We start from the raw sequence: 22698 nt of genomic DNA, 5'->3' as shown, positions 1-22698 counted from the left end.
GGCCCGGTGTCTGGTCACTCACGGACGTCGGCTCCAGCCGCCCTTGGGCGCGGCAAAACGCCAGACGATGGGACGCTCTTCGCCGTCGGCGCGGGTCTGACTACCATTGTCGACGCCGATCCAGGCGCCGTCCTTGTCGATCCACAGCGCTTCGGCCATGCCGTAGTTCGACGCGTAGCGGCGCGGCTCGCTCAAGGCCTCGGCTGCGAACGACCAGCAGATCTCCGTGGCGCCGTTGCTCAGGGTGCGTCGGCAGACCCGATGGGCCTGGCGCTCCAGGGTAAAGAGCTTTTCCTCGAAGTAATCCAGGCCGGAGAAATCACGCGGTGCCGGCTGGCCGCCCAGCGCTTCAGGCGATGCCTCGTCACCGCTCTCGCTGGTCAGCACGCAGCCGCCCGTGCAGCGCCAGCCGCTGCCGTTGCGATGCAACACGGCCAGGCCACGGCGACGTTGTTCTGCCGCCAGCCACAGGCGGTCGCCCGCCGGGTCGATGGCGATGCCTTCGAAGCCCTGGTTGAAATGCAGCAGCATGCCGCTGGCGCGCGCCTGGCGTACCAGGCCGGTCGGCAGGTTGAGCCACTGCGCATGGCCGTTGCTGCCGACCTGCAATACGGCGGCGCGGGTTTCGCTGATCAGGTAGCGGTTACCCTGCGCGTCGCAGGACATTCCCTCGAAATCCAGCTTGCCGCCACGCACCAGGCCAGCGGCCCAGTTGCGCATGCGCAGGCCCCAGGGCAGGGCACTCTCGGGTGGTTCGGGGGCGACGAAGGTTTCTGCTTCGGCGCGTAGCAGGCCGTCTTCGCGACGCAGTTGATAGAGGCGGTCGTCATCACGGTCGGAAACCGCCCACAGCGTTTCGCCGCACAGGGCCAGGCCGGAGAGGTTGCCGCCCGGCATGTCCGTCACCGGGTATTCGGCTTCCAGCTTCAGCTCTTCCAGCACCACCGGCTCGGCGTTCGCGACGCCGGCCAACAGACCCAGTGCAAGGAGGTGGTTGCGCATCAGGCCAGTACCTCGGCCAGGTTGCCCTTGCTTTCCAGCCAGCTCTTGCGATCACCGGCGCGCTTTTTCGCCAGCAGCATGTCCATCACTTCGCGGGTGCCCTCGAAATCATCCAGGGTCAGTTGCACCAGGCGCCGGGTGTTGGGGTCCATGGTGGTTTCACGCAACTGCGGCGGGTTCATCTCGCCGAGGCCCTTGAAGCGGGTGACCTGCGGCTTGCCGCGACGTTTCTCGGCCACCAGGCGGTCGAGGATGCCGTCGCGCTCGGCGTCGTCCAGGGCGTAGAAGATTTCCTTGCCCAGGTCGATGCGATACAGCGGCGGCATCGCTACGTAGACATGGCCTGCATCCACCAGCGGCCGGAAGTGACGGACGAACAGGGCGCAGAGCAGGGTGGCGATGTGCAGGCCGTCGGAGTCGGCGTCGGCAAGGATGCAGATCTTGCCGTAGCGCAGCCCGCTCAGGTCGCTGGAGCCGGGATCGATACCGACGGCCACGGCGATATCGTGAACCTCCTGGCTGGCCAGGACTTCGCTGCCGTCCACTTCCCAGGTGTTCAGGATCTTGCCGCGCAGCGGCATGATGGCCTGGAACTCCTTGTCGCGTGCCTGCTTGGCGCTGCCGCCGGCCGAGTCACCCTCGACCAGGAACAGCTCGCAGCGCAGCGGGTTCTGCCCTGCGCAGTCGGCCAGCTTGCCGGGTAGAGCCGGGCCCTGAGTGATCTTCTTGCGCTCGACCTTCTTGCCGGCCTTGAGGCGACGGCCGGCATTGCTGATGGCCAGCTCGGCCAGCGCCAGGCCGGTTTCCGGGTGGGCGTTGAGCCACAGGCTGAAGGCATCTTTAACGACGCCGGAGACGAAAGCCGCCGCTTCACGCGAGGACAGGCGCTCCTTGGTCTGGCCGGAGAACTGCGCGTCCTGCATCTTCATCGAGAGGACGAAGGCAATGCGCTCCCAGACGTCTTCCGGGGCGAGCTTGACGCCACGCGGCAGCAGATTGCGGAACTCGCAGAACTCGCGCATGGCATCGAGCAGGCCCTGGCGCAGGCCATTGACGTGGGTACCGCCCTGCGCGGTGGGGATCAGGTTGACGTAGCTTTCCTGCACCGCGTCGCCGCCTTCGGGCAGCCACAGCAGGGCCCAGTCCACCGCCTCCTTGTTGCCGGCCAGGCTGCCGACGAAGGGCTCGGCCGGCAGGCGCTCGAACTCGCTGACGGCATCGACCAGATAGGAGCGCAGGCCGTCCTCGTAATGCCACTCGACCTTCTCGCCCGAGGCCTTGTCTTCGAAGCTGACGTTCAGGCCCGGGCAGAGTACGGCCTTGGCCTTGAGCACATGCTTGAGACGGCTGATGGAGAACTTGAAGGAGTCGAAGTACTTGGCGTCCGGCCAGAAGTGCACACTGGTGCCGGTGTTGCGCTTGCCGACCGTACCGATGACTTCCAGCTCGCTGGCCTTGAAACCGTCGGCGAAGCTCATCTGGTATTCGTTGCCGTCACGCTTGACGGTGACCACCACGCGGGTCGACAGCGCGTTGACCACGCTGATGCCGACGCCATGCAGACCGCCGGAGAACTGGTAGTTCTTGTTGCTGAACTTGCCGCCGGCGTGCAGCTTGGTGAGGATCAGCTCGACGCCTGGCACGCCTTCTTCCGGGTGGATGTCCACGGGCATGCCGCGGCCGTCGTCGAGCACTTCCAGCGAATTGTCCTCATGGAGAATCACCTGGATCGACTTGGCGTGCCCGGCCAGGGCTTCGTCGACGCTGTTGTCGATGACTTCCTGGGCCAGGTGGTTGGGGCGCGTGGTGTCGGTGTACATGCCCGGGCGCTTGCGCACCGGGTCGAGGCCGGAAAGGACTTCGATGGCATCGGCGTTATAGGCGTTCTGCTGGGCCATAGGGTCTCTTGATCGTCAATTGAATACGGAAAAGTCGGTATCGCGCCAGAGTGTGGCGCTAATGCCGGCGAATGCGAAGAGTGCCGGCAGGCGTTCGGCGAAGCCCTGGAATCCATGATCACCACCGGCCTGGATGCGCAGGGCGCAGGCGCGGTAGTAACGCTCGGCGTCGCGGTAGTCGAGCGTTTCGTCGCCGCTTTGCAGCCAGACCTGGTAACGCGCCGGGTCGCTCGGCGGTGCAACCTCGAGTTCGGCCAGGGCCTGGACGTGATCTTCGGTAAGGTCCCAGGTCTCGTCGCTGTAGTAGTTCTTCTGCGGGCCAAGGTAGCCGTCGAAACGCAGGTGCGGCTGCACGGCGGGGTTGATCAGTAGCGCCTTCAGCCCATGCTGTTCGGCCAGGTACGTGGCGTAATAGCCGCCCAGGGAGCTGCCCACCAGCAGCGGGGCGCCGAGTTCGCTGATCAGCGCCTGCAACTGCGCCATGGCCTGACGCGGATGATGATGCAGGGCCGGTACGCGCAGCTGGTTTGCCAGACCCAGGTGGGCCATGGCGCGGCTCAGCTGGCTGGCCTTGTGCGAGGCCGGCGAGCTGTTCAGGCCGTGTATATAGAGGATGGATGCGGTCATGGAGCGGGAGGCTACTCGTCCGGGGCCTCAAGCTGCAAGCTTCAAGCTGATTGAGGGGATGTCAGTAACCCTTGACGCTGTAGTCCACTTCGAAATGGATGCCGGTGACGCGCGATACGCCGGTGTCCAGCCTGCCATCGGCATGCAGGCGCAGCCAGCGGTAGCCGGGGGCTTCACTGTCCACCTGAAACTCCTCGCTGCCCGGCGCGAACTGTACGCAGGTCGAAGGCGAAGCGAGCAGGCGCAGATTGCCGCGCTGCTGGTCGAACTCCTGATGGATATGTCCCCAGAGCACGGCGCGCGCCTGCGGGTAGCGGTCGAGCACAGCGAAGAGAGCGGCGGGGTTGCGCAGGCCGATGGGTTCCATCCACTTGCAGCCGATGGAGACCGGATGGTGGTGCAGGCAGATCAGGTGATGGCGCTGCGGCGCTTCGCCAAGGGCGCGCTCGAGCAGTTCGAGTTGACTCTCGGCAAGAAACCCGGGCACCGCACCCGGAATCGAGGAGTCGAGCATGACGATGCGCCAGGCGCCAAGGTCGATTACCGGCTCCAGCAACTCGCTGCCTTGGCAGGCGGCCTGCATCGGCGGGATTTCGTCATGGTTGCCGGCCAGCCAGCGAGTCGGCGCGTCGATGGCTGAGGTGAGTTGGCGAAAGCGCTGATACGACAGCTCGCTGCCGTCCTGCGAGAGATCACCTGTAGCCAGGATCAGGTCGATCTGCGGCTGTTCCTGCAGGACCCGTTCGATCACCCGCTGCAGGCTGTCGCACGTATCCATGCCCAGCAGCTTGCCGTCCGCTTCGGCGAACAGGTGGCTGTCGGACAACTGCACCAGCAGTACCGAGGAATCAGGGGATGGGGTGGGCAGGCTCGGCAAGACCGTCTCCTAGGGCACAATCGAGTGAATTATGGTGGTTGCTGCAGCAAAGGGAAAACCCGGGAAGCGGACGCAGATCACAGAAAAAACGCCAGGAGCGCTTTTTGCCGTCATTCGTGACAACCCTCAGGCAGGGCTGCTCACTCAAACCATGCAACGCCGCGCTATCGGCCCGGCATCGAAAAGCTTGATCGTCGGCCTACATCACGGGCTGCGGCTCATGCCCACAGGCCAGGCAATGACTCAGCCATTCACCGAGGAACAGGTTGAGCTGACTCTTTTCGTCCGGTTGATGCATCGCCGCGTTGGGGTAGGGGTAGCGAATATGCAGGCGGCGCGCGTTCTCGGCGCCGACGACCTCGGCCATACGCGCGTCGTGATAGACCCGCACTTCCAGTTGCGGCACCGGTAGCCAGGGCAAGCTGTGTTCCTGGCGCACGCACAGGGTGGTGGTGTAAGGGCAACTCTCCAGCACGTCCAGCGCCAGCACGCCGAGCAGGTGTTCGCCCTGGCTCAGCGCCACGCGGCGGCTTTCCGTGTGCTCGCGCATGTGCGGCAGCAGGCGCATCAGGCGCGCGTAGTTGGCCTCGCAAGCCGCTTGCAGCTCGACCAGGTCGACCCGATAGCGCTCGCGCAGCAGATTCACGACCACATCCCCCGCACTTCGTCGCGGTTCAGCGCCAGCCATTGCAGGGCGATGATGCTGGCTGCGTTGTCGATACGCCCGTCGCGCACGGCAGCCAGGGCATCTTCCAGCGACATCACCTGTACCCGGATGTCCTCGCCTTCCTCGGGCAGGCCATGCACACCGCCGGCACCTTCACTGCTGCAGCGCCCGACGAACAGGTGCACGCGCTCGTCCGAGCCACCGGGCGAAGGGTAGTACTGGGTGATCGGCCAGAGCGAAGTCAGGGGCAGGTCAGCTTCCTCGATGGCCTCGCGACGCGCGACCTCCTCGGGCTGCTCGTCCTTGTCGATCAGGCCGGCGACCAGCTCCAACAGCCAGGGGTTGGCGCTCTTGTCCATGGCGCCGACGCGAAACTGCTCGATCAGCACCACTTCGTCGCGCTGCGGATCGTATGGCAGCACGCACACGGCGTCGTGGCGCACGAACAGCTCGCGGGTCAGCTGCGGACCCATGTTGCCGGCGAACTGGCGATGGCGCAGCTTGATCCGGTCGAGGCGGTAGAAGCCGCGAAAACAGTTCTCGCGCCCGATGATGTCGATGTCGTCTTTGCCCATGGCAACTCCCCAGATAGTCGTAACGGGCCAAGCTCAGACTGTGTGAAAACTACTGCGCTCGCTCATGCTGCGTTAAAAAACGGCTCGTGCGCGAGTCCGATCAAAATGCTCATTTACAATTCGTAAACTGCGCTTTTCGCCGTTTTTTGCCTTGCCTGACCTTCGCTCGCTACGTTTTCACACGGTCTGATGCGGCCCGTTACCTGTCACACTAGCGAGCATAGCGCTGCCAGATCAAGCTTCCATGACGGCCTGTTACACGCGCTGGTAGAGCTGGCTGCCTTGCGCCTTGAATTCCTCGGCCTTGGCCTGCATGCCCTGCTCGGCATCCAGATCGACGGCGTCGATGCGCTGCTCCTTGGCGTACTCGCGCACTTCCTGGGTGATCTTCATCGAGCAGAACTTCGGCCCACACATGGAGCAGAAGTGGGCCACCTTGGCCGAATCCTTCGGCAGCGTCTCGTCGTGGTAGGCGCGCGCGGTGTCCGGGTCCAGGCCGAGGTTGAACTGGTCCTCCCAACGGAACTCGAAGCGCGCCTTGCTCAAGGCGTTGTCGCGGATCTGCGCGCCCGGATGGCCCTTGGCCAGGTCCGCTGCGTGGGCAGCGATCTTGTAGGTGATGATGCCGGTCTTCACGTCATCCTTGTTCGGCAGGCCCAGGTGCTCCTTGGGCGTGACGTAGCAGAGCATGGCGCAGCCGAACCAGCCGATCATCGCCGCGCCGATGCCGCTGGTGATGTGGTCGTAGCCCGGCGCGATGTCGGTGGTCAGCGGGCCGAGGGTGTAGAACGGCGCCTCGTCGCAGCATTCCAGCTGCTTGTCCATGTTCTCCTTGATCAGTTGCATCGGCACGTGGCCAGGGCCTTCGATCATGCACTGCACGTCGTGCTTCCAGGCGATCTTGGTCAGTTCGCCGAGGGTTTCCAGTTCACCGAACTGCGCTTCGTCGTTGGCGTCGGCAATCGAGCCCGGACGCAGGCCGTCGCCCAGCGAGAAGCTGACGTCGTAGGCCTTCATGATTTCGCAGATGTCTTCGAAGTGGGTGTAGAGGAAGTTTTCCTTGTGATGCGCCAGGCACCACTTGGCCATGATCGAGCCGCCGCGCGAAACGATGCCGGTCACGCGCTTGGCGGTCAGCGGCACGTAGCGCAGCAGTACGCCGGCGTGGATGGTGAAGTAGTCCACGCCCTGTTCGGCCTGCTCGATCAGGGTGTCACGGAACAGCTCCCAGGTCAGGTCCTCGGCGATGCCGCCGACCTTTTCCAGCGCCTGGTAGATCGGCACGGTGCCGATCGGCACCGGCGAGTTGCGGATGATCCACTCGCGGGTTTCGTGGATATGCTTGCCGGTTGACAGGTCCATCACCGTGTCCGAACCCCAGCGGATGCCCCAGGTCAGCTTGGCCACTTCTTCTTCAATCGAAGAGCCGAGCGCCGAGTTGCCGATGTTGCCGTTGATCTTCACCAGGAAGTTGCGGCCGATGATCATCGGCTCCAGCTCCACGTGGTTGATGTTGGCCGGGATGATGGCGCGGCCACGAGCCACTTCGCTGCGCACGAACTCGGGGGTGATCTCTTTCGGGATGGCAGCGCCGAAGCTGTGGCCGGCGTGTTGTGCATCGAGCAGACCGGCTTCACGCGCCTCGGCCAGCTTCATGTTCTCGCGGATGGCGATGTATTCCATCTCGGGCGTGATGATGCCCTTCCTGGCGTAATGCATCTGGCTGACGTTGTGCCCGGCCTTGGCCCGGCGCGGGTTGCGCACGTGGGCGAAGCGCATCTTGGTCAGCTCGGCATCGTTGAGGCGGCGCTGGCCGAACTCGGAGGACAGGCCCGGTAGCTTCTCGGTGTCACCGCGATCCTCGATCCAGGCGCTGCGTACGTCGGCCAGACCCTTGCGCACGTCGATGGTGACGTTCGGGTCGGTGTAGGGGCCGGAGGTGTCGTAGACGGTGACAGGCGCGTTGATCTCGCCACCGAAGTCGGTCGGCGTCACGTCCAGGCTGATTTCGCGCATCGGCACGCGAATGTCCGGGCGCGAACCCTGTACATAGATTTTCTGCGAGCGGGGGAAGGGCTGTACCGACTGTTGGTCGACCTGGGCGCTTTCGCTCAGAATCGGACTCAAATTCTGTTGTTGTTGTGTGCTCATCAAGGCTCTCTCCGGGATAGATGTCGGAGTTGGAACCTGAGCGGACGAAGGGCGCGAGATGCACCATGGAGCGGTGCCGAGAGGACTCGCCGGTACGCTGGCGAGGACATCTTGTTCCCTACGCAGGCCTTAACCTGATCAGGTTCAACGGGATCCGGCAGCTGCCAATCTCAGCCCCGCATATGGGGCACCCCGACAAGAACTCGGCCAGTCTAAACAAGCTGGTGGGAGAAAACCAACTCGGCGGTCAATAAACATCGACCCGTGCGTCGGAAAGCGACTGCGTGCGCTGCTGATGGCGGATTGTTCCCGACGAGCAACATAGCTTGCCGCCAGCTAGACTGATGCCGTCCATGGTGCGCTTGACCCCCGACTGTGGCGACCCGTAGCCTTGCCGATTACCGCCTATTCAAGGATCGACATCCATCATGTTGCGCAGACTATCCCTGGCAATCGCCGTGGCCGCCGCTTCGGTGGGCCTGGTTCAGGCCGAAGAGGCCCCGCTGTCGAGCAAGACCGACCTGGTCACCGTGTATCAGGAGGCGGCGAAGAACAACGCCGATATCGCCGCCGCGCGCGCCGACTATCAGGCTCGCCGCGAAGTGGTGCCGCAGGCGCGTGCCGGCTTGCTGCCCAACCTGTCGGCCGGTGCCAATTACGGCGACACGCGTACCGAGGTCGATTCGCCCAGCGTGACCCTCTCGCGCAGCGGTCTGGTCTATCAGGCCAACCTCAGTCAGCCGCTGTTCCGTGCCGACCGCTGGTTCCAGCTGCAGGCTGCCGAGGCCACCAGCGAGCAGGCTTCGCTGGAGTTGTCCGCCACCGAGCAGAACCTGATCCTGCAGAGCGCCGAAACCTATTTCGCCGTGTTGCGTGCGCAGGACACCCTGGCCTCGACCAAGGCCGAGGAAGCGGCCTTCAAGCGTCAGCTGGACCAGGCCAACGAACGTTTCGATGTCGGTCTGTCCGACAAGACCGACGTGCTCGAGGCGCAGGCGGGGTTCGATACCGCCCGCGCCAACCGCTTGCTCGCCGAGCGCGCGGTTGATGATGCCTTCGAAGCCCTGGTGACCCTGACCAACCGCGATTATCTGGCCGTCGAAGGGATCGTCCACACCCTGCCGGTGCTGGCGCCGACACCGAACGATGCCAAGGCCTGGGTCGACACCGCCGCCGTACAGAACCTCAACCTGCAAGCCAGCCTTTACGCTGTGACGGCCGCCGAAGAGAATCTGCGCCAGCGCAAGGCCGGCCATGCGCCGACCCTGGATGCCGTGGCCAGCTATCAGCAGGGCGATAACGACAGCCTGGGCTTCAGCAATTCCGGCTCCTTTGGTGCGCCGCGTTATAGCGGCGACGTCTCGCAGCGCTCCATCGGCCTGCAATTGAACATCCCGCTGTACAGCGGCGGCCTGACCAGCTCGCAGGTGCGCGAGGCATACCAGCGCCTCGGACAGACCGAGCAACTGCGTGAGAGCCTGCGTCGCCAGGTGGTGCAGAACACCCGTAACCTGTTCCGCGCGGTGAACACCGACGTGGAAACCGTACAAGCGCGCCGCCAGTCGATCATCTCCAACCAGAGTGCGCTGGAGGCCACCGAGATCGGCTACCAGGTCGGTACCCGCAACATCGTCGACGTGCTCGACGCCCAGCGTCAGCTGTTCAGCGCCGTGCGCAATTACAATGACGCGCGTTACGACTACATCCTCAACAACCTGCGCCTGAAGCAGGCGGCCGGCACCCTCAGCCCGGCCGACCTGGAAGCGCTGGGCAGCTTCCTCAAGCCGGACTACAACCCGGACAAGGACTTCCTGCCGCCGGATCTGGCCTCTGCCGCCGAAGAGCGCCTGCAGAACAATCAGGATTTCTGAGCCGTTCGCAGCAAGCAAAAAGCCCGACTCGCGTCGGGCTTTTTCATTTCGGCGATTGGTACGTAGGGTGCGCTGCGCGCCGATCGGGTTGGCGGTGCGCACGGCGCATCCTACCCGAGCCAAACCAAGTCATCCGTAGGGTGCGCCGCGCGCACCATGGGCTACAGAAGACGCTGCAACCCCTCCAGCAGGCGCTCCAGCGCGCCCTGGTTGGCCTTGAGTACGCTCAGGCCGGCCTCGCTCATGCGCTGTATCTCGCTCGGTTGGTTCAGCAGCGTCGCAACCCTGTCCGCCAACTGCACGGCGTTTTCCACCTCGCTCAGGGCGCCGGCGTCACGCAGTTGCGCGGCGATTTCCAGGAAGTTGAACAGGTGCGGGCCGCTCAGCACCGGCTTGCCCAGCGCGGCCGGCTCCAGCAGGTTATGACCGCCATTGGCCACCAGGCTGCCGCCGACGAAGGCGATATCCGCCAGCGCATAGAGAAACAGCAGCTCGCCCATGGTGTCGCCCAGCAGCACCTGGTCACCTGGCAGGACCGGTTCGCCCATGGAGCGGCGGCGTGTCGTCAGCCCTTCACTGATGCACTGCTCATGGACCGCGTTGAACCGTTCGGGGTGACGTGGCACCAGGATCAGCAGCGCATCCGGCCGCGTCTCCAGCAACTGGCGATGGGCGGCCAGGACGATCTCGTCTTCGCCCGCGTGGGTGCTGGCGGCAATCCAGACCGGGCGCTGCTCGGCCTGCCACTGGCGACGCAGCTCGACGGCGCGTTGCAGCAGCTCGGCATCGATCTTCAGGTCGAACTTGATCGAACCGGTGACTTGCACGCAGCCAGGGCGAGCGCCCAGCTCGAGAAAACGCTGCGCCTCGGCCTGGGTCTGCACGGCGATCAGCGACAGTTCGGCAAGCATTGGCGCGGTGAGTTTGCCAAAGCGTGCATAGCCGCGTGCCGAGCGCTCGGACAGGCGCGCGTTGGCCAGGGCTACCGGGATGCCGCGCTTGGCGCACTGATGGATGTGGTTCGGCCACAGCTCGGTTTCCATTACCACGGCCAGACGCGGCCGTGCGCGATCGAGAAAGCGCGCGGCGGCCCAGGGCAGGTCGTAGGGCAGGTAGCAGTGCTGCACGTTCTCACCGAACAGCGCCTGGATGCGCTCGGAGCCGGTCGGTGTCATGCAGGTCACGGTGATCGGCAGCTCGGGATAGCGCGCCTGCAGTGCGCGAATCATCGGCGCGGCGGCGATGCTTTCACCGACCGATACCGCGTGCACCCAGATGCCGTCCGCTTTCATCGCAGGCAGGCCGAAGGAGAAACGTTCGTCGATACGCCGAGCGTAAGCCGGCGCCTTGCGCGCACGCAGGGCCAGGCGCAGAGCAATCAGGGGCAGGGCCAGGTGCAGCAGCAGGGTGTAGAGGAGTCTGTTCATGGGGGCGCAGCTTATCGCCGCCAGCCATCGGCTGGAAGCAGGATCACGCGTGCGGGCGCAGCAGTTCACGCGCCAGGCAGTCGGCCAGCCAGTTGGCGGCGGGGCCGAGCGCACCGTCGCGACGGCAGACCAGTTCCACCACCAGCGGCAGCGGTGCCCAGTCGCTACGCAGTTCCTGCAAGTGGCCCTGATAGGTCGGATACTGCGCCACATGGCGCGGCAGCCAGGCCCAGCCAAGGCCGCGTATCACCAGCTCGGCCATGACGTAGAAGCTGTCGGCGCGCCACACCAGCGGACTGATCTGTTCGCCGCCGGGGTAGTGGCTGTCCTGCGGCGTCATCAGCAACTGACGGTGTTCGGCCAGGTCACGGCGTTCGACGCTGTCGAGCTCGGCCAGCGGGTGTTGCGGGCTGCACACCGTGACCATCTCGATGGTGCCCAGGCGCTGGCTTTCCAGCTCCCTTGGCATCTGCTCGTGATGAAACAGCAGGCCCAGATCGGCCTGGCGTTGCAGCAGCTTGCGCGCCACGTCGCCCTGGGCGCCGCTGGAAAGCTGCACTTCGAGCAAGGGGAAGGCGTCGGCCAGGGCTTCCAGGCTGGCCAGCACCGGCTGGTAGGGCATGGCCTCGTCCTGCGCCAGGCGCAGGCGCGCTTCCTCGCCGCGTGCCAGGCCCAGCGCGCGGCCATCGAGTCGCTCGCACTGCTGCAACACGCTGCGGGCCTGCTCCAGCAGCGCGATGCCCGCCTCGGTCAGACGCGGCTGGCGGCCACTGCTGCGTTCGAAGAGGGTGACGCCGAGATCGCTTTCGAGCAGGGCGATGGCGGTGCTGACCGCCGATTGCGCGCGTCCGGTTTGCCGAGCCGCAGCAGAAAAGGATCGGCTCTCGGCCGTACGGACGAACAGTTGAAGCTGATCGAGATTCCAGTTCATGGCTGACCTATCTCATAAGTAGATAGGTAATGACTTTATCCCATCATGGAAGAACTTAGAATTGCGCTCATCTTTCAGGAGTCGCCATCATGCCCGGATACCTCTATCTCGCCATTGCCATCGCGGCCGAAGTGGTCGCCACCACCTCGATGAAGGCGATCGACGGCTTCAGCAAACCCTTGCCGCTGCTGCTGGTGATTGGCGGTTACGCGATCGCCTTCTGGATGCTGATTCTGGTGGTGCGCACCATCCCGGTGGGCATCGCCTACGCCATCTGGGCGGGGTTGGGCATCGTCTTGGTCAGTATCGCGGCGATGTTCATCTATCAGCAGAAACTCGATCTGCCGGCTGTGCTCGGCATGGGGCTGATCGTCAGTGGCGTGGTGGTGATCCAGTTGTTCTCCAGCTCCACCGGTCACTGAGGCCGTGCGTAGCTGAGGGCCTTGGTGCGCATGGCACACCCTACGGGTACTGCCTTAAGCCGTTATACTGCGCGCCTGTTCTTCGCCGAGGCCCGTTCATGTCCCTGTCTCTCAGCACCGATGTCCTGATCGTCGGCGGCGGTATCGCCGGCCTCTGGCTCAATGCACGCCTGCGTCAGCAGGGCTTCGCCACTGTTCTGGTCGAGCGTGGCAGCCTGGGGGGCGGGCAGAGCCTGAAGTCGCAGGGCATCATCCATGGCGGTGCCAAATACGCCCTGCATGGCGCGCTGACCGGTGCCTCCGAGGCCATCGCCGATATGCCGCGACGCTGGCGCGAGGCGCTGGCGGGCCATGGCGAACTGGATCTGTCCGGTGTGCGCATTCTTTCCGACGCGCATTACCTGTGGTCGCCCGGCACCCTGGCCGGCAACCTCACCAGTTTCTTCGCCAGCAAGGCCGTGCGCGGCCGTGTCGATCAGGTCAAGGGCGAGCAATTGCCGCCGGCGCTGCAGCACCCGAAATTCAAGGGCAAGGTCTATCGCCTCGCCGAGCTGGTGCTCGATGTGCCGAGCCTGATCGCACGCCTGGCTGAACTGGCCGGCGACAGCCTGCTGGCCGCCGAGCGTATCGAACCGCTGCAGGTCAATGGCGAGCTGTGTGGGCTGGCCGTCGACGGTCGCGAGATTCGTGCGCAGCGCGTGGTGCTCAGCGCGGGGGCCGGCAATGCCGAGCTGCTCGCCGCGCTGGGCGTCGAACAGCCCGCGCAGCAGTTGCGCCCCCTGCATATGGTGCTGGCCAAGGGGCCGGCGCTGAAACCGTTGTACGCGCATTGCCTCGGCGCTGGGCCCAAGCCTCGGGTCACCGTGACCACCCATCCGGCGGCCGATGGGCAGTGGGTCTGGTACCTCGGTGGCGACCTGGCTGAGGCTGACGGCGTCGCGCGCGACGAAACTGCACAGATTCAGGCCGCGCAAAAGGAAATGGCGGCGCTGCTGCCTTGGGTCGACCAGAGCCAGACCCGCTGGGCCACATTGCGTGTGGATCGCGCCGAGCCCGCGCAGTCGGGCCTGGTGCGCCCGGACAATGCCTTTCTCGCCGAGCAACAGCGCCTGCTGGTGGGCTGGCCGACCAAGCTGGCGCTGGCGCCGGACTTTGCTGACCGCGTACTCGCGGCTCTGCAGCGCGATAACCTGCAGCCATCTGGCCATGCACCATTGCCTGAACTGCCGCGCCCAGCGCTGGGGCAGCCGGTGTGGGAGGCATTGCTGCCATGAGCACCCTGCACGAGCTGCATCGTCCGCTGGGCTCCACCGGCTTGCGGGTTTCGCCGCTGGGGCTCGGCACGGTCAAGCTCGGTCGTGACCAGGGCGTGAAGTACCCCAACGGCTTCACCATTCCTGACGATGCGCAGGCGCTGGCCTTGTTGCAGCAGGCCCGCGAGCTGGGCATCAACCTGATCGATACCGCGCCGGCCTACGGCCTCAGCGAGCAACGCCTCGGCCCGCTGCTGCGTGGTCAGCGTGATGAGTGGGTGATCATCAGCAAGACCGGCGAAGAGTTCGAGCAGGGACAGTCGCACTTCGATTTCTCCCCCGCGCATACTCGCCTCTCGGTCGAGCGCAGCCTCAAACGCCTGGAGACCGACCGTATCGATCTGCTACTGGTGCATTCCGACGGCAACGATCTCGCCGTGCTGCGCGAGTCAGGTGTGTACGAGACGCTGGCCGAGCTCAAGCGCGAGGGCAAGATCCTCGCCTATGGCCTTTCCGGCAAGACCGTCGAGGGCGGGCTGCTGGCGCTGGAACAAGGTGACTGCGCCATGGTCACGTATAACCTGAGCGAACAGGGCGAGAAGCCGGTACTGGACTACGCTGCCAGTCACGCCAAGGGCATTCTGATCAAGAAGGCGCTGGCCAGCGGGCATGCCTGCCTGGCCGAAGGTGTCGACCCGGTACGCGCCAGCTTCGAGCTGATCTTCGCTCATCCGGGCGTCAGCAGCGCCATCGTCGGCACCATCACGCCCGCGCACCTGGCGGCCAATGTCGCGACAGTCGCGGCGGTTTTGCAGGGCATCCGCTGAGGCCCCCGGTCACGTCCTCTTACAGCCTCGGGTTGTGCTGGGTGGTCGGCTTGGGGCAGCCTTGAGCGGTTTTCGCTTCAACCTGACCCTCGCGTGAGCGCTCGCTGCCGAGCCGCCTCACGCCCAGCCGGAACAAGGAGTCGAGATGCCGCGTACGCTGATCCGCAAGGACCCGAGTAACTTCAAGACCCTGCCGCTGTTCGTCGAAGCCGGCCCTGATGGCCTGAGCTACCAGAGCCTGGGACAGCCCCTGAATTTCCAGCAGATGCTCGAGCGTCGCCGCCCGATCGACGTGGCGGACAGCTCGCGGTTTTCCGTCGAGCTGGCCAACCTCGGTGTTTCCGTGCGCCTGACCCTGCGTCTGCACGGGCGCGACTACTGGCTGCTGGTGCGTCAGCGCCGCCCGGATCGCGGCGACACCGTGCTCAAGCTGATTTCCGGTTATGTGCCGGCGCATGAGCTCAACCTGCCATTGCTCACCGCCATTCAGGAGGTCGCCGAGGAGTGCCTGCTGGAGAGCGCCGATGGCTGGCTGAGCGGGCGTTTCGCCGATACCTGGTTGCCCACGCCCTATCAGGGCGCGCTGCGTTATCGCGAGTCGAGCCATTTTCGCCTCAGCCCGCTGTCCGGCGCTGCACGGCCGGTACAGTGCGGCAACCTGACCTTGCTCGAGCGCCCGCGCGCCTACGTGCATCTGCCTACCGCATCCTTGCAGCTGGTCTATGACCTGAGCCTGGAGCTGCCGCGCGATGCCCGGCAACTGAGCCTGTTCCATGTCGACGAATGCCTGGAAGACGGTCGCCTGGTGGCGCGTCTGGAGCGTCGTCGGCCGGATATCTATCTGCTGGCATTGCAGCGCGGTGCGCCCAGTGGTGGGTTGTTCACCCTGCGCAAGGGCGAGCTGCTGCCCGCCAGTACCCGAGGGGTGTGGCTGTCGGAGAGTTTTGCCGAACAGGATGGTTGGCTGGTGCGCGATGAGCGGATTCGCTGGAAGGACTGGTTGCAGCGCTACGGTGTCAAGCCGCCGCAGCGGCGCGCCTTGGCCAGCGCATAGGGCGGGTGCAACCCGCCGTTGGCCGTCTGGCGGGTTGCTCCCGCCCTACATGAGCTTCGCCGCTTTCACGCTCGGCTCTCGTGCATGCGCGTCAGCTGTCGCTCCAGCAGGGCCGGATAAGGATCGAGCAGGCGCTCCACGCAGCTGGCACCTTCCGGGCTGGCAATCGGACGGATGCGGGCGCGCTGGCGGACCAGGGCATCCTGGGCGACGCGTTGCTCGACCAGCAGCAGGTTGCGACTGTGCTGCGACAACGCCAGGGCGTCCAGGGCGCTGTCGCTGAGCAGCAGGTCGGCCTGGCCCAGCTCTTCCAGGTCGCTGCCCAGGGTCAGCCCCAGCTGCAGTTGCAGCGTGATGCCGCTGTCGGCGACCTCGATCTGCAGGGCATGGCCCAGGGCGCGCATCAGCTCGCCACAGCAGATCGCGTGGGTCAGGTAGTCCTCAGCGCATTCGCGCTCATGGAACAGCATCAGGCTGCTGCCGTCCTTGAGCGTGTGCAGTTGTCCCTGATAGAGCGCAGCAGCCTGTTCCAGGCAGCCCCGATAACGATCCAGCAGGTCCAGCAGGCGCGTACGCGGCAGGCGCCGAAGCTGTTCCTGGGCGCCGAGCTGAATGGCCAGTACGGCGCTGGCTTGCGATGGGCGCGGCGCCTTGGCGACCGGCGCAGGCGCTGCGGACTGGTCACGCAGATCGGCGAAGGGATCATCCGGCTCTATCGTGTCGGGCCAGGGCTTGAGCGGCTCGTCATCGCCATGCTCATCGCTGATCTCCGCTTCATCGAGGGCATGCTCGGCCGTGCTCTCATCCTGCTCGTCGAAGCGCTCGTCGTCTTCTTCGTGCAGATAGTCCTCGCTGTCATCGAGCAGTTGTTCGTCATCCAGTTCTTGCTCGGGCTCCGGTTTTTCCGGTACCAGACGCGCCTGCAGCTGGCGCGCCAGATCACCGATCTCGTCGTTGCGCCCGGCGCCCGGCGCAGGATCGTCAGGGTCGCGCAGCCATAGGCGCATCTGCAGCAGTGGCGTGGAAATATGCCGGCCGAGGCGCATGCTCAGGGACAAGGTCAGGGCCAGCAGAATCAGGCTGAGGATGCCCATGCTCTGCAGGCTGATGGTCATCGGCTGCTGAAACTGGCTCATGTCCAGGTTGATGCGCAACTGTCCGGCCATCACTTCCTGGAAGGTGATGGAGGTGGAGTACAAGCCTTCGCTTTCACCCAGCACGCTGCGTGTCGGGCGCGCGCCGGCTTCGGCGAGGATGCGACTGTCCACGCTGTAGATGGCCGCATGGGCCACCAGCGGGTTTTTCGCCAGATTGTTCAGCAGTACGTTGAGGCTGAGAATGTCGTTGGACACCAGCAGTTCGGTGGCCGAGGCCGCCGTCTGGGTGATCAGCGCCTGGCCCAGTGCATCGGCCTGCTGCTGCATGGCCTGCTTGAACTGCATGCCCATGACCCAGGCATAGATGACCATGGCCAGTGCCACCAGCAGCAGGCTGTGGCTGGCTATGCGCAGTACCAGGGGCACCCGCCGCTGACGCAGCGCGTGAAAGATCAGGATGAAGAAATTGTCGGGTTTGACGGGCGCAGGCCGGTTCACAGGAGCACGGCTCTTGTCGACTGAAGTTGCCGCGCAGTATAGCGAGCGGCCTGGGGCGGGCAAAGCGCGTGGCTGCCCGGATCGACGGGAAACTGGGTAGAATGTGCGCCTTTTCGTCGGTCAGTGGCCAATTCGCCGCTTGCCTGCCTCAATCGTTTGCCTTGGAGGGTGCGTCTTGCGCGAAATCGTCCTGATCAATATCACCGGCGAGGATCGCCCCGGACTTACCGCAGCCATCACCGGCGTGCTGGCTCAGGGGGGGGTGAACATCCTCGACATTGGCCAGGCGGTGATCCACGACACCCTGTCGTTCGGCATCCTCATCGAGATCCCCGACAACGGTCGCTCCCAGTCCGTGCTCAAGGATCTGCTGTTCACCGCCTACGAGCTCGATCAGCAGGTACGTTTCACCCCGGTTTCCGAAGACGACTACCGCCAGTGGGTCGGTGGCCAGGGCAAGGCCCGCCATATCGTGACGTTGCTGACGCGCAAGGTCAGCGCCGAGCAGCTGCAGCGGGTCAGTGCGATCACCGCCAAGTACGGCTTGAACATCGATCATATCGATCGCCTTTCCGGGCGCATGCCGCTGGATATGCCGGCTGAACAGGGCAAGGGCTGCATCGAGTTTTCCGTGCGTGGCGAGCCGGCCGATCCCGTGGCCCTGCGCGCCGAATTCCTCAGTGTGGCGCAGGAGCTCAACGTCGACATCGCCTTCCAGCGCGACTCGGTGTTCCGCCGTAATCGCCGTCTGGCGGTGTTCGACATGGACTCGACGCTGATCGAGGCCGAGGTGATCGATGAGCTGGCCAAGGCCGCTGGTGTTGGCGAGCAGGTGGCCGAGATCACCGAGCGTGCCATGCGTGGCGAGCTGGATTTCAGTGCCAGCTTCAAGGAGCGTCTGGGCTTGCTGCAGGGTCTGTCGGAAGACGTGCTGGAGGAGATCGGTGCGTCCCTGCGTCTGACCGAAGGCGCCGAGGTGCTGTTCGCCGAACTCAAGCGTCTGGGCTACAAGACCGCGATTCTCTCTGGCGGCTTCACTTACTTTGCCAAGCAACTGCAGGCCAAGCTGGGTATCGACTACGTGTTCGCCAACGAACTGCAGATCGAGAACGGCAAGGTCACCGGCGTGGCCGTCGAGCCCATCGTCGATGCGCAGCGCAAGGCCGATCTGCTGCGCGAACTGGCGCAGAAGGAAGGTTTGCAACTGGAGCAGACCATCGCCGTCGGCGATGGCGCCAACGACCTGCCGATGCTCGGCCTGGCCGGTCTCGGCGTGGCCTTCCGCGCCAAGCCGCTGGTCAAGCAATCGGCCAAGCAGGCGATCTCCACCCTGGGCCTGGACGGCATTCTGTATCTGCTCGGCTTTCGTGATCGCGAGGGGCAGGAATAAGCATCGGCGCTGCGTCGGATATGAAAAAGCCGCCTGTTCAGGCGGCTTTTTCGTCGGCGTGACTCATTCGTCGCCGGCCGAGAAGTCGTAGTCCATCGACTGGCTCGGACCCTGCAGGTAGTAACCCTGAATGAAGTTGACCCCGGCCTGCCACAGCGTGGCCAGGACGCTGGCACTTTCGACGAAGGGCACGATGGTCAGCTTGGCCTGGGCATGCAAGCTGCTGAGCAGGGTTTTCAGCGCTTCCTGGTTCTCTGCATTGCTCAGGTCCTGGGAGAACGAACCATCGACTTTCACGAAGTCCACTTGCAGATGCTTGAGCGTGTTGAACGGGTTCAGCGCGCAGCCGAACTGACTCAAGGCCACCTTGCAATGCAGTTCCGCCAGGCCCTGGGTCAGCGCCTTGGCCTGCTTCAGGTAGGCAATGGCGTCCGGCTCGCTGAACTGGAACACCAGTGAGTCCGATGGCAGGCGTGCGGCCTTGAGTGCCACGCTGAGCCAGGGCAGCAGCGTCTGGTCCTGCAGGCTGGCGCTGGACAGGTGTACGAACAGGCGCGTGTTATGGCCTCTGGAGCGGTGGTCTGCCAGCAGCTTGATCGAGTTGAGGATCACCCAGCGGTCGATCTTCTCGCCGAGGCCGGCATCCTTGGCGGCGGCGAGGAACTCCAGCGGCGGCACCTCCGTACCCTGAGGATTGAGCAGGCGCAGCAGCACTTCGTAGTGTTCGTGGGCATCGCCACGCAGGCTGATGATCGGCTGGAACAGCAGCCGGAAGCTGTTGTTCTCCAGCGCCTGTTGCACCATCGCCAGCAGGCTGCCGCGGTTGGCCGCTGCGGCGAGCTCATCGGCCGGGTTGAACACTTTGATGGCATTGCCGTCACTGAGCTCGTCGGCACAGCGGTGCGCGCGATCGATGACTTCCTGCGCCTTGGCGGTCTTCTCGCTAAGGCCGGCGACGCCAATCGACAGCGTGGTCTGGGCGGTGCGCCCGCTGACATCGAACAGGTGGGCTTCGACTTTCTTCAGCAGGGGCGCCAGGCTGGCTTGGCACTGCTCGGGCGACTGGCCCGGGAGCAGGGCGGCGAACACGTCGTCACCGAAGCGGGCCAGCTGGGTGTCCGCCGGGAAATGTGCGCGCAGCAGGCCGGCCAGGTCGGTCAGCAGCAGGTCGATGCCAGCCAGGCCGATCTCGCCCTGCATGCTGGCGTAACGGTCGACACGGATATACGCCAGGGTCGAGGGCTGACCGGTGTTGACGGCGCGCTCGGCAGCGTTGTCCATCAACTCGAGGAAGTGGTTGCGGTTGAACAGGCCGGTGACCAGATCCTGGCTGCTGATCTCGCGCAGTTTCTCTTCCAGTTCGGCATTGGAGGTTTCCGCGCGGATCACCACCTGAATGCACGGCTCGCCATCATAGGTGGCGGGGGAGAAGGTCATTTGCGCGGCGAAGCTGCTGCCATCGGCACGTACGCCCTGGCAATTGAGCTCGGCATTGCCTTCGGCGCTCTGGTAGTTCTTCAGGAAATCCTTGAACGCAGCGTGATCGGCACTGGCGATCAGGTCGATCATCGGCATGCCTTCCAGCTCTTCGCCATCCTCGTAGCTGAACAGCTCGAGATAGGCCCGGTTGGCATAGATGTGCATGCCGTCGTGGACGTAGGTGATGGCGTCCACCGAGCTTTCCAGCAACAGCTGGCAGCGTTTCTCCGCTTCGCGCAATGCCACTTCGGCGGCACGACGGGCGCGACGCTCCTCGAGGTTGGCCAGCTCGCGCTTGGCTACCAACACCAGGCGTTCGTCCTCGCCTTGCGGCAGGGCGTCTTGCGCGCCGAACAACAGGGCTTCGGTGATGCTCTCGGAATCGTTTTCCTCGACCAGTTGGATGACTGGGATGTCCTTGGCCTGGCGGCGGATGGCGCTGATCGCCTCGCTCGGGTCGAGATGCTCGCTGCTCGCTGCGCAGATCAGCAGGTCCCAGGTCTGTTGCAGTGTCTCGGTCAGGTCATCGCTGGAGGTCAGACGATGCACGCGAGTAGCATGCCCGGCGTTGCGGAACAGACTGACTAGGCGCTCAGCCTCGTTCTGCGAGTCTTCGAGAATCAGCAGGCGGATGGTTTTTTTTTCGATGGCCATAGAGGGGTCATTACCGCGCCGAACGGACGCGAAAAGGCGACAAATGGTGAGTCCGCCGGAGCCTACAGCGACTTCCAGAGCGAGTCAAAATCTTCCTCCCCTGCAGGCTTCTGGCTTTGCGAGGCTGTGACCGGTGTCCCGGGCGCACCTTCTTCTTCGCCCACGCGGCGATACTCGAACTGGCTGAAGCTGCCGGTGCTGACCTGCCTGCGGGTGAGCAGGGCGCGGTGTTCCTCGCCGTGGTCGTTGATCAGTACCTTGCTGCCCTCCTGGAATGGCAGGCGCGGGGTGATCAGGCTGGCGGGGCGAGAAATGGCGCTGATTTCCGGTAGCAGCAGGGCGCGCAGGTACTGGCTGTTCTGCTCGGCCTTGCGCAACAACTGCAGGCCACAGGGGCGCGCGTGCGGCGCGATCAGCTCGATACCCATCTGCGTGCCGCCGCCACGAACCTGACGAATCCAGCGCACGATGGCCACGCTCCAGCCCTGGCTGGGGTTGTCTTGTACGCCCAGCAGCTCACCGGCCTGCAGTTGGCTGGGGACGTCCTTGGGCCAGGACAGGCAGTAGCCGCCGGGGCTGTGATTGACGATGGGCAGGGGGAAGGTCGGGTAACTCTCGCCATTGTTCTCAGGTTGCGCCTGTTCACCCGGGGTTACCTTGGTGTACTGAATCTCTTCGAAGTGGATTTCGTCAGTCGCATTGCGCTGGGCATCGAAGGCGTTCGACCAGACATCAGGCTCGCCCGTGGAAGGCTTGAACACCGCAGCGCCCAGCTCGACCGGACGCTTGAGTACTTCGGCGAACGAGCAGCATCCGGAGAGGAAGAAATGCAGCGCGGTCATGCCGATGCACAGGGTCAGGCTGCCTTGCCCAGGTGTGCGCTGGAAGGTGCGCTCGGCGATGTCGCCCCAGGCTGCGGCAACATGCTGCAGCAGATCGAGGGTGATGCCCTCCGGGATCATCAGGCGCGATTTGCTGCGCTCTTCTTCGGGGAGCTCCAGGTATTCCTTGATGGCATCGACCAGCGGCTGCGTGTCGATACCCAGCAGGTGGTGCAATTCGCTGCTCTGATACAACGACTTGTAGCGCGGCGGGCCGTCGACCTGCGGCGCCAGCACGAACAGGCTGTCGGCATGGTCGCCTGGCAGCAGCTTGACCAGCGCGCTCCAGGGTTCCAGCGCTTGCGCCAGGCGGGCGATGCCGTTCTGACGCATCTGGTTGGTGCGCGCACAGCCCAGCAGCAGTGCGGTCACGTAGGACTGTTCGGTGCTCAGGCCCTGGGTGTGACGGGCCAGCGGGTCACGAATGACCTGGCGCTGCAGGCGCTGCTCGCAGGCAATCTGGTAGAGCTGGTGCAGCTCCAGCCAGAGTCCTTCCGGGACCGGGCAGTACAGCTGGCTGGCACGAATCAGCGGGCTGCACAGGCTGTGGCTGGCGCGCTGCAGGGAGACGGCGAGCAGTTGGTCGCGATCCTTGCCGCTGCGGGTGATCACGCGGGAGATGATCAGCTTATAGCCGACTGCCAGGTGGTTCTGCAGCGCCTGGCACAGGTTGGCTACCTTGCGCGGGCGCTCGTCGAGAACGATGGCCTGGTTGAGAAAATGACGCTCCAGGTGTTGGCAGACGAAGCTGACTTCCGGGCGCAGCAACTCGAGCAGCTGCAGGCGGTTTTCCGAGGGGGTGAGGAATTGATTGAGTTCCACCAGGCTCTGATACAACTGACGCGCGGTTTCGCCGATGTTCGCCTTGGGTAGCCCTGCGATCCAGCGTTTCAGATCGCGGGGACTGCCGTCGCAGAAACTCAGGCTCTGCTTGCTCGGCGTGGGAACGCGCAACAGTTGAAGGTGGGTACTCTGTCTATCCATCAAACTCGGATACTCCGGCCACGCAATGCCAAGCGGCTCTAGTAATAGTCTTTCGAACTCTAGCAGTATCTGCCTGCGCTGGCAGCCCGTCCGCGCGGACGGGCTGCCTCGCCAGAGTACGGATCCATGACCG

Annotated in this window: 18 protein-coding genes and 1 riboswitch; of the genes, 6 read left to right on the top strand and 12 right to left on the bottom strand. The window is 64.6% G+C overall.

Translation table 11 applies throughout. From position 1 onward, the window contains the following. Positions 1-18: 18 nt before the first annotated feature. The 7 genes from ACN0X6_RS13865 to thiC form a co-directional block, all read right to left on the bottom strand. Positions 19-1002, bottom strand: coding sequence for an esterase-like activity of phytase family protein (locus ACN0X6_RS13865; protein WP_417704725.1), 984 nt, complete (start codon positions 1000-1002; stop codon positions 19-21). After that, positions 1002-2900 (bottom strand): DNA topoisomerase IV subunit B, encoded by a 1899-nt coding sequence (gene parE / locus ACN0X6_RS13860; protein ID WP_192980214.1) that lies wholly within the window; start codon positions 2898-2900, stop codon positions 1002-1004. Before parE ends, ACN0X6_RS13865 begins: the two co-directional genes overlap by 1 nt. A gap of 15 nt (positions 2901-2915) precedes the next feature. Next, a complete protein-coding gene (locus ACN0X6_RS13855) occupies positions 2916-3527 on the bottom strand; it encodes a YqiA/YcfP family alpha/beta fold hydrolase (RefSeq protein ID WP_417704723.1) in 612 nt (203 codons plus the stop codon). A gap of 61 nt (positions 3528-3588) precedes the next feature. After that, positions 3589-4404, bottom strand: coding sequence for a 3',5'-cyclic-AMP phosphodiesterase (gene cpdA / locus ACN0X6_RS13850; protein WP_417704721.1), 816 nt, complete (start codon positions 4402-4404; stop codon positions 3589-3591). A gap of 199 nt (positions 4405-4603) precedes the next feature. Next, positions 4604-5056 carry a DUF1249 domain-containing protein gene (locus tag ACN0X6_RS13845; RefSeq protein WP_417704719.1) on the bottom strand — a complete coding sequence of 151 codons (453 nt, stop codon included), beginning with the start codon at positions 5054-5056 and terminating at the stop codon, positions 4604-4606. After that, entirely contained in the window at positions 5047-5646 is a 600-nt protein-coding gene (locus tag ACN0X6_RS13840) for an NUDIX domain-containing protein (protein WP_417704717.1), read from the bottom strand. Before ACN0X6_RS13840 ends, ACN0X6_RS13845 begins: the two co-directional genes overlap by 10 nt. Before the next feature lie 255 nt (positions 5647-5901). Then, positions 5902-7797 (bottom strand): phosphomethylpyrimidine synthase ThiC, encoded by a 1896-nt coding sequence (thiC, locus tag ACN0X6_RS13835; RefSeq protein WP_417704715.1) that lies wholly within the window; start codon positions 7795-7797, stop codon positions 5902-5904. A gap of 98 nt (positions 7798-7895) precedes the next feature. Then, a riboswitch (TPP riboswitch) is annotated at positions 7896-8002 on the bottom strand. A 223-nt stretch (positions 8003-8225) separates the two neighbouring features. Between thiC and ACN0X6_RS13830 the strand changes: the two genes are divergently transcribed. Next, positions 8226-9668: a TolC family outer membrane protein gene (locus ACN0X6_RS13830; protein ID WP_417704713.1), complete on the top strand. Its 1443-nt coding sequence runs from the start codon at positions 8226-8228 to the stop codon at positions 9666-9668. A 161-nt stretch (positions 9669-9829) separates the two neighbouring features. Here the strand turns inward: ACN0X6_RS13830 and waaA are convergent, their stop codons facing one another. Both waaA and ACN0X6_RS13820 read right to left on the bottom strand, forming a co-directional pair. Further along, the gene (waaA, locus tag ACN0X6_RS13825; RefSeq protein ID WP_417704711.1) at positions 9830-11095 is read right to left on the bottom strand and encodes a lipid IV(A) 3-deoxy-D-manno-octulosonic acid transferase; all 1266 of its coding nucleotides are present in this window, start codon (positions 11093-11095) and stop codon (positions 9830-9832) included. A gap of 43 nt (positions 11096-11138) precedes the next feature. Continuing rightward, positions 11139-12026, bottom strand: a complete 888-nt coding sequence (locus ACN0X6_RS13820) for a LysR family transcriptional regulator (RefSeq protein WP_417704709.1) — start codon at positions 12024-12026, stop codon at positions 11139-11141. A gap of 89 nt (positions 12027-12115) precedes the next feature. Here ACN0X6_RS13820 and ACN0X6_RS13815 point away from each other — a divergent pair, with 89 nt between their 5' ends. The 4 genes from ACN0X6_RS13815 (at position 12116) to ACN0X6_RS13800 (ending at position 15582) form a co-directional block, all read left to right on the top strand. Next, positions 12116-12448, top strand: a complete 333-nt coding sequence (locus ACN0X6_RS13815) for a DMT family transporter (protein WP_417704708.1) — start codon at positions 12116-12118, stop codon at positions 12446-12448. Between the two features lie 98 nt (positions 12449-12546). Continuing rightward, a complete protein-coding gene (locus ACN0X6_RS13810) occupies positions 12547-13722 on the top strand; it encodes an NAD(P)/FAD-dependent oxidoreductase (RefSeq protein ID WP_417704706.1) in 1176 nt (391 codons plus the stop codon). Next, the gene (locus ACN0X6_RS13805) at positions 13719-14528 is read left to right on the top strand and encodes an aldo/keto reductase (RefSeq protein WP_417704704.1); all 810 of its coding nucleotides are present in this window, start codon (positions 13719-13721) and stop codon (positions 14526-14528) included. The genes ACN0X6_RS13810 and ACN0X6_RS13805 overlap by 4 nt, the downstream gene beginning before the upstream one ends. Positions 14529-14673: 145 nt before the next feature. Continuing rightward, positions 14674-15582 (top strand): metal ABC transporter ATPase, encoded by a 909-nt coding sequence (locus ACN0X6_RS13800; protein ID WP_417704702.1) that lies wholly within the window; start codon positions 14674-14676, stop codon positions 15580-15582. A 65-nt stretch (positions 15583-15647) separates the two neighbouring features. On the opposite strand, the gene ACN0X6_RS13795 is transcribed toward ACN0X6_RS13800, so the two are convergent. Continuing rightward, the gene (locus ACN0X6_RS13795) at positions 15648-17177 is read right to left on the bottom strand and encodes an AhpA/YtjB family protein (protein ID WP_417704700.1); all 1530 of its coding nucleotides are present in this window, start codon (positions 17175-17177) and stop codon (positions 15648-15650) included. 175 nt (positions 17178-17352) lie between these two features. Here ACN0X6_RS13795 and serB point away from each other — a divergent pair, with 175 nt between their 5' ends. Further along, positions 17353-18567 carry a phosphoserine phosphatase SerB gene (gene serB / locus ACN0X6_RS13790; RefSeq protein WP_417704698.1) on the top strand — a complete coding sequence of 405 codons (1215 nt, stop codon included), beginning with the start codon at positions 17353-17355 and terminating at the stop codon, positions 18565-18567. Positions 18568-18630: 63 nt separating this feature from the next. Here the strand turns inward: serB and ACN0X6_RS13785 are convergent, their stop codons facing one another. After that, positions 18631-20700, bottom strand: coding sequence for an EAL domain-containing protein (locus ACN0X6_RS13785; protein WP_417704697.1), 2070 nt, complete (start codon positions 20698-20700; stop codon positions 18631-18633). A 62-nt stretch (positions 20701-20762) separates the two neighbouring features. Continuing rightward, positions 20763-22565 carry a molecular chaperone gene (locus tag ACN0X6_RS13780; RefSeq protein WP_417704695.1) on the bottom strand — a complete coding sequence of 601 codons (1803 nt, stop codon included), beginning with the start codon at positions 22563-22565 and terminating at the stop codon, positions 20763-20765. Positions 22566-22698 lie beyond the last annotated feature (133 nt).

The sequence above is a fragment of the Pseudomonas sp. genome, assembly GCF_048269965.1.
GTDB lineage: Bacteria > Pseudomonadota > Gammaproteobacteria > Pseudomonadales > Pseudomonadaceae > Aquipseudomonas.
This window is presented reverse-complemented; position numbering and strand designations above follow the sequence as displayed.

What these genes read in the sequence shown, in the direction of transcription:
- ACN0X6_RS13865 (WP_417704725.1), bottom strand. Translation starts at nt 1,002, where the DNA reads ATGCGCAACCACCTCCTTGCACTGGGTCTGTTGGCCGGCGTCGCGAAC.
- parE (WP_192980214.1), bottom strand. Translation starts at nt 2,900, where the DNA reads ATGGCCCAGCAGAACGCCTATAACGCCGATGCCATCGAAGTCCTTTCC.
- ACN0X6_RS13855 (WP_417704723.1), bottom strand. Translation starts at nt 3,527, where the DNA reads ATGACCGCATCCATCCTCTATATACACGGCCTGAACAGCTCGCCGGCC.
- ACN0X6_RS13840 (WP_417704717.1), bottom strand. Translation starts at nt 5,646, where the DNA reads ATGGGCAAAGACGACATCGACATCATCGGGCGCGAGAACTGTTTTCGC.
- thiC (WP_417704715.1), bottom strand. Translation starts at nt 7,797, where the DNA reads ATGAGCACACAACAACAACAGAATTTGAGTCCGATTCTGAGCGAAAGC.
- ACN0X6_RS13830 (WP_417704713.1), top strand. Translation starts at nt 8,226, where the DNA reads ATGTTGCGCAGACTATCCCTGGCAATCGCCGTGGCCGCCGCTTCGGTG.
- waaA (WP_417704711.1), bottom strand. Translation starts at nt 11,095, where the DNA reads ATGAACAGACTCCTCTACACCCTGCTGCTGCACCTGGCCCTGCCCCTG.
- ACN0X6_RS13820 (WP_417704709.1), bottom strand. Translation starts at nt 12,026, where the DNA reads ATGAACTGGAATCTCGATCAGCTTCAACTGTTCGTCCGTACGGCCGAG.
- ACN0X6_RS13815 (WP_417704708.1), top strand. Translation starts at nt 12,116, where the DNA reads ATGCCCGGATACCTCTATCTCGCCATTGCCATCGCGGCCGAAGTGGTC.
- ACN0X6_RS13810 (WP_417704706.1), top strand. Translation starts at nt 12,547, where the DNA reads ATGTCCCTGTCTCTCAGCACCGATGTCCTGATCGTCGGCGGCGGTATC.
- ACN0X6_RS13805 (WP_417704704.1), top strand. Translation starts at nt 13,719, where the DNA reads ATGAGCACCCTGCACGAGCTGCATCGTCCGCTGGGCTCCACCGGCTTG.
- ACN0X6_RS13800 (WP_417704702.1), top strand. Translation starts at nt 14,674, where the DNA reads ATGCCGCGTACGCTGATCCGCAAGGACCCGAGTAACTTCAAGACCCTG.
- ACN0X6_RS13785 (WP_417704697.1), bottom strand. Translation starts at nt 20,700, where the DNA reads ATGGCCATCGAAAAAAAAACCATCCGCCTGCTGATTCTCGAAGACTCG.
- ACN0X6_RS13780 (WP_417704695.1), bottom strand. Translation starts at nt 22,565, where the DNA reads ATGGATAGACAGAGTACCCACCTTCAACTGTTGCGCGTTCCCACGCCG.